Origin of the sequence: Streptomyces boluensis, from assembly GCF_009908195.1 — a bacterium.
Classification (GTDB): Bacteria; Actinomycetota; Actinomycetes; order Streptomycetales; family Streptomycetaceae; genus Streptomyces; species Streptomyces boluensis.
Map to the genome: position 1 here is coordinate 1 of NZ_JAAAHS010000445.1, position 5602 is coordinate 5602.

A 5602-nucleotide genomic window follows, 5' to 3' on the forward strand; every position below is an offset into this window, starting at 1 on the left:
GGTCGGGGGCGCCGGTACCGTCGGGGCATGGACACGTCCTGGTGGCTCGCGTCGGCCGCCGTCGTGGCGGTGGCCCTGGTGGCCGTGGTCGCGGACGGCTGGGGTCGCGCGCGGTCCCGGCCGGGTGGTCGTGCCCGGCCGCCGGCCCGGCCCGCGGGGCCGCGGCGGCTGCCGAAGCGCAGGCCGCAGCCCGGGGAGATCTGGTGGGCCGACGTGCCGTTCGAGGACGGGCCGGGGTCGAAGGACCGGCCGTGTCTGGTGCTTTCGGTGCACGGGCGGCGGGCCGTCGTCGCGAAGATCAGCAGCAAGTACCACGACGAGCGGGCCGGGGTCATCCCGTTGCCGCCCGGTTCCGTGGGGGACGCCCACGGCCGGCCGAGCTTCCTGGAGACGGACGAGTTGCGTCAGGTCCCGCTGTGGAACTTCCGGCGCCGCGTCGGGATCGTGGATCCGGCGCTGTGGGATCAGGTGGGATACCTGGCGGAGTGAGCCGCCGGGGGCCCGGACGGGACGCGCGTGCGCGCCGGTCGGTCTTGTCGGGCTGACCCCTGGACCCTGAACCCCCGGACGCACCGGCCCCGTTCAGCCCGACCAGAGGTTCAGCCCCACGTCACGCCCCCGCGCGGAACGTTCCTCCGCCTCACGCCCAGAGCTGGCCGTGCAGTGCCTCGACCGCGGCTTCCGTGGACTCCGCGGTGTAGATGCCGGTCGACAGGTACTTCCAGCCGCCGTCGGCGACGACGAAGACCACGTCCGCCTGCTCCCCCGCGCGCTCCGCCTTGCGGGCCACGCCGATGGCCGCGTGCAGGGCCGCGCCGGTCGACACTCCCGCGAAGATGCCTTCCTGCTGCAGGAGTTCACGGGTACGGGTCACCGCGTCCACCGAGCCGACGGAGAAGCGGGTGGTGAGGACCGAGGCGTCGTACAGCTCCGGTACGAAGCCCTCGTCGAGGTTGCGCAGGCCGTACACCAGGTCGTCGTAGCGCGGTTCGGCCGCGACGATCTTGATGTCGGGGTTCTGCTCGCGCAGGTAGCGGCCGACGCCCATGAGGGTGCCGGTGGTGCCGAGGCCCGCCACGAAGTGGGTGATGGACGGCAGGTCCGCGAAGATCTCGGGGCCGGTGGTGGCGTAGTGGGCGCCCGCGTTGTCCGGGTTGCCGTACTGGTAGAGCATCACCCAGTCCGGGTGTTCGGCGGAGAGCTCCTTGGCGACCCGTACCGCCGTGTTGGAACCGCCCGCCGCGGGCGAGGAGATGATCTCCGCGCCCCACATGGCGAGGAGTTCACGCCGCTCGGACGAGGTGTTCTCGGGCATGACGCAGACGATGCGGTAGCCCTTGAGGCGGGCCGCCATAGCGAGCGAGATGCCGGTGTTGCCGCTGGTCGGCTCCAGGATGGTGCAGCCGGGCGTCAACCGGCCGTCCTTCTCGGCCTGTTCGATCATGTGGAGCGCGGGGCGGTCCTTGACCGAGCCGGTCGGGTTGCGGTCCTCCAGCTTCGCCCAGATGCGTACGTCCGCCGAGGGCGAGAGCCTCGGCAGCCGTACGAGCGGGGTGTTGCCGACCGCGGCCAGCGGGGAGTCGTACCGCATATCAGGCCATACCGCCGGCCACGGCCGGGAGGATCGTGATGCTGTCGCCGTCGGCGAGCTTGGTGGTGATGCCGTCGAGGAAGCGGACGTCCTCGTCGTTCAGGTACACGTTCACGAAGCGGCGCAGTTCGCCGCCGTCCACCAGGCGGTTCTCGATGCCCGAGTACCGGGACTCGAGGTCGGAGAAGAGGGCGGCGACGGTGTCACCGCTGCCCTCGACGGCCTTCGCACCGTCGGTGTACTGGCGGAGAATGGTGGGGATGCGGACCTCGATGGCCATGGCTGGGTCTCCTGTCGAAGGAAGTCAGGTCGGTGGGCGCGCGGCAGCACACGAGAAGCCGATGTGGTGCGCGGGTGGTGCGCGAGGGTGCGGTGGGCGTACGCCCCGGCCCGCGGCCGTGCGGCGGCAGGGTTCAGCGTGGACAGATGGCGCTGTTGAGCCTGCACAGGTCGACGTGAAGGCGCGCCACGAGCAGCATGCCCGGCGTCTTGTCGTTCACGTCGTGGAAAACCATGCGGTCATCGTATCGATTCCCGGTCCGGGTACTGGAATGTGATCTCAACTACTGGACGTTTTCCGTCCGCGATACGGACAGGGGTACGGGTCCGCCACTCGGCCGTACGCCTCTGACCACGGACGACCGCCTCAGTAGGCCTCGACGACCGCGACCTCTTCCTCGGTGACCTCGCCGTCCACGATGCGGTACGAGCGGAACTGGAAGTCGCCGAGACCGTCCGCGTCGGCCGTGGAGACCAGGAGATAGTGCGCGCCGGGCTCGTTCGCGTACGAGATGTCGGTGCGGGACGGGTAGGCCTCGGTGGCGGTGTGCGAGTGGTAGATGACCACGGGCTCCTCGTCCCGGTCGTCCATCTCGCGGTACAGCTTCAGCAGGTCGCCGGAGTCGAACTCGTAGAACGTGGGCGAGCGGGCGGCATTGAGCATCGGGATGAACCGCTCGGGCCGGCCGGTGCCGACCGGGCCGGCGACGACGCCGCACGCCTCGTCGGGGTGGTCCTCGCGCGCGTGGGCGACGATCTGGTCGTGCAGGGCCTGGGTGATGGTCAGCATGCCGACGAGGATAGGCAGATGGGCCGCGGATCCGAGATCCGCGGCCCATCTGTTGAGACGACTTCTGAGACGACCCTCAGAGGGCTGTCGTCGTCAGTGCTTGCCGTCAGTGCTTGGCGTCCTCCGGAGCGGTGTCCGCCAGGGCCTTCGCGGCGTCGCTCTTGCGGCGCTGGATGGCCAGGTAGCCGACGCCCAGGAGGAGTCCCCAGACCGGGGCCGCGTAGAGCGAGATCCTGGCGTCCTTGTCGATGCCCATCAGCACGATCACGAAGCCGATGAAGACGAGCGCGATCCAGCTGGTGTACGGGGCGCCGGGGGCCTTGAAGGTGGACTGCGGGAGCTCGCCGCGGTCGGCCTTGCGGCGGTACTTGAGCTGGCTGATCAGGATCATGATCCAGGCCCACATACCGGAGATGGTGGCGAAGGAGACGACGTAGTTGAACGCCTCACCCGGGTACTTGTAGTTGATCCAGACGCCGACCAGCATCAGCGAGGCCGAGAAGCTGGTGCCGACGAGCGGCAGGCCGTTCTTCGTCAGCTTGGTGAAGAACTTCGGGCCCTGGCCGTTGAGCGCGAGGTCGCGCAGCATGCGGCCGGTGGAGTACATGCCCGAGTTGCAGGAGGAGAGCGCGGCGGTGAGGACCACGAAGTTCACGATGGCCGCGCCGATGCCGAGGCCCATCTTCTCGAAGGCGGCCACGAACGGGCTGACGCCGGGCTCGAAGTGGGTCCACGGCACGACCGAGAGGATCATGATGAGGGCGCCGACGTAGAAGACGGCGATACGCCACGGCACGGTGTTGATGGCCTTCGGCAGGACCGTCTTCGGGTCCTTGGACTCACCCGCGGTGACGCCGACCAGCTCCACGGCGAGGAAGGCGAACATGACCATCTGCAGGGTCATGAGGGTGGAGCCGATGCCGTTCGGGAAGAAGCCGCCCTGGTCCCACAGCATGGTCACGGAGGCGGTGTCACCGGCGTCGGAGAAGCCGATGGTGAGGATGCCGGCGCAGATGAGGATCATGCCGATGATGGCGGTGACCTTGACCATCGAGAACCAGAACTCCAGCTCACCGAAGAGCTTCACGGAGATCAGGTTGGCGCCGAAGAGGACCACGGTGAATATCAGGGCGAACACCCATTGCGGCTGATTGAGCCAGCCGTCGGCGTTCTTCGTCCAGAACTGCATGTACTGGGCGGCCGCGGTCACTTCGGTGATGCCGGTGACGACCCAGAACAGCCAGTACGTCCAGCCGGTCACGAATCCCGCGAACGGGCCGATGAACTCACGGGCGTACTCCGAGAAGGAGCCGGAGACCGGGCGGTACATGAGGAGCTCGCCGAGCGCCCGCATGATGAAGAAGATGATCAGGCCCGCGAGGGCGTACGCGAGGATCAGGCTCGGGCCCGCCTTGTGGATGCCCTTGCCCGCGCCGAGGAACAGGCCGGTGCCGATGGCACCGCCGATCGCGATCATCTGGATCTGCCGGGCACCGAGCCCGCGCTGATAACCCTCGCCACCCTCGGGCGAGTCACCGCCTTGCACGGCCTCATTGCCGTCGTACTGCTTGTCGACCTGCACTGAGGTCACGATGTGCGCCTTTCTCCATGCCGACCCGGCCGTACGACGTACTGGCCCGGATCGGGTCCCGATCCCCCCGGATGTGGATGGAGCTGTGCCTGTCGGCGTTCGGCCGACGGGGCGCCCCGGCGGAAACATGGGTGGCGTCCCGCTGGTGGTCGAGAAGATTTATCACGGCCGTGACAGTGATCGACGAGGCGAGATGTGGCGCACACCACAGAGAGATCAGGACAAAGTGCGCACAGGATGGCCAAAAAAGGCCGCCCCGGTGACGGGATCGTTATCCGGATTTGAGTGTCCGTTGAGCGAACGCTTCGATCCGGGTCGACTTGATCAGGACATCAGTGTCTCGACGAGCGACTCCTGCAGGCCGCCGAGCCAGAGGTAGGCCATCACCATCGGCTTGCGCGGATCGGTGTCCGGCAGCCGGTACAGCAGCTCGGCGTCCTCCTCGGCGATCACGTCGAGCCGGGCGGCGAGCGCGAGCCGCAGGTCGTTGAGCGTGCCGAGCCACTGTCGGCACTCGTCCGGCGACAGCTTGAGGACCGCGCCGCTCTCCCCGCCGACGGTGAGGGTGTCGAGGGAGCGGACCATCGCGAGGGCGTTCTCGCGCTTGCCGGCGCGCAGGTCGTTCTCCGTGAAACGCCTGAACTCGGCGGAGAACTCCCTGAGTTGCTCGTCCGGCACGGCCTCCGGGTCGCCGTACGCGTCCGGGAAGAGGCGCAGCAGGACCGGGTCGGAGGGCGGCTCGCTCGGGCCCTCGGCGAAGAGTTCGGCGAGCGGGTCGTCGCCCGCTTCGGCGCCGCCGGGTCCGGGGCCGATCAGTTCGAGCAACTGCACGGCGAGGGAGCGCAGGATCGAGATCTCGACCTCGTCGAGCGCGACGGCCGCGCCGCCGCCGGGTACCGGCTCGAAGTGCCCGGCCATCAGTTGCGGTCCTGGCTCATGGTCGCCCACAGGCCGAAGCCGTGCATGGCCTGTACGTCGCGTTCCATCTCCTCGCGGGTGCCGCTTGACACCACTGCGCGGCCCTTGTGGTGGACGTCGAGCATCAGCTTGTGCGCCTTGTCCTTCGAGTAGCCGAAGTACGTCTGGAAGACATACGTCACATAGCTCATGAGGTTCACGGGATCGTTGTGGACGATCGTTACCCAGGGGACGTCGGGCTCCGTCACGGCGGAGACCTCCTCCACCGACTCGGGCTTGACCTCTACGGGAGACACATCAGGAGCCACACTCACCTGCCCCATGCTGCCACTTGGGCCCGCCCCCCGCACAAACGGGCCTGTCGGAGCGGGCTCCGTGGCGGCCGCGAAGGCGGCGGGACAGCGACCGGAAAGCGGCCGGGAAGCGACCGGAA

The 5602-nt window shown here is 68.5% G+C and carries 8 protein-coding genes; 1 reads left to right on the forward strand and 7 read right to left on the reverse strand.

From position 1 onward, the window contains the following. The first annotated feature begins 27 nt into the window (after positions 1-27). Positions 28-489 (forward strand): type II toxin-antitoxin system PemK/MazF family toxin, encoded by a 462-nt coding sequence (locus tag GUY60_RS33285; RefSeq protein ID WP_161704696.1) that lies wholly within the window; start codon positions 28-30, stop codon positions 487-489. Positions 490-640: 151 nt separating this feature from the next. Here GUY60_RS33285 and GUY60_RS33290 read toward each other — a convergent pair whose 3' ends face one another. The 7 genes from GUY60_RS33290 to clpS form a co-directional block, all read right to left on the reverse strand. Next, positions 641-1591: a PLP-dependent cysteine synthase family protein gene (locus tag GUY60_RS33290; protein ID WP_161704698.1), complete on the reverse strand. Its 951-nt coding sequence runs from the start codon at positions 1589-1591 to the stop codon at positions 641-643. A 1-nt stretch (position 1592) separates the two neighbouring features. Then, positions 1593-1871: a MoaD/ThiS family protein gene (locus tag GUY60_RS33295; protein ID WP_161704700.1), complete on the reverse strand. Its 279-nt coding sequence runs from the start codon at positions 1869-1871 to the stop codon at positions 1593-1595. A 133-nt stretch (positions 1872-2004) separates the two neighbouring features. Beyond that, positions 2005-2106 carry a putative leader peptide gene (locus GUY60_RS39840; protein ID WP_312866518.1) on the reverse strand — a complete coding sequence of 34 codons (102 nt, stop codon included), beginning with the start codon at positions 2104-2106 and terminating at the stop codon, positions 2005-2007. 131 nt (positions 2107-2237) lie between these two features. After that, a complete protein-coding gene (locus GUY60_RS33305) occupies positions 2238-2660 on the reverse strand; it encodes a M67 family metallopeptidase (protein WP_161704704.1) in 423 nt (140 codons plus the stop codon). Positions 2661-2766: 106 nt separating this feature from the next. Beyond that, on the reverse strand, positions 2767-4251 hold the full coding sequence (locus GUY60_RS33310; protein WP_161704706.1) for an amino acid permease: 1485 nt from the start codon (positions 4249-4251) through the stop codon (positions 2767-2769). Positions 4252-4575: 324 nt separating this feature from the next. Further along, on the reverse strand, positions 4576-5169 hold the full coding sequence (locus GUY60_RS33315; protein ID WP_161704708.1) for a DUF2017 domain-containing protein: 594 nt from the start codon (positions 5167-5169) through the stop codon (positions 4576-4578). Next, entirely contained in the window at positions 5169-5492 is a 324-nt protein-coding gene (clpS, locus tag GUY60_RS33320) for an ATP-dependent Clp protease adapter ClpS (RefSeq protein WP_161704710.1), read from the reverse strand. The genes GUY60_RS33315 and clpS overlap by 1 nt, the downstream gene beginning before the upstream one ends. Positions 5493-5602: the final 110 nt, after the last annotated feature.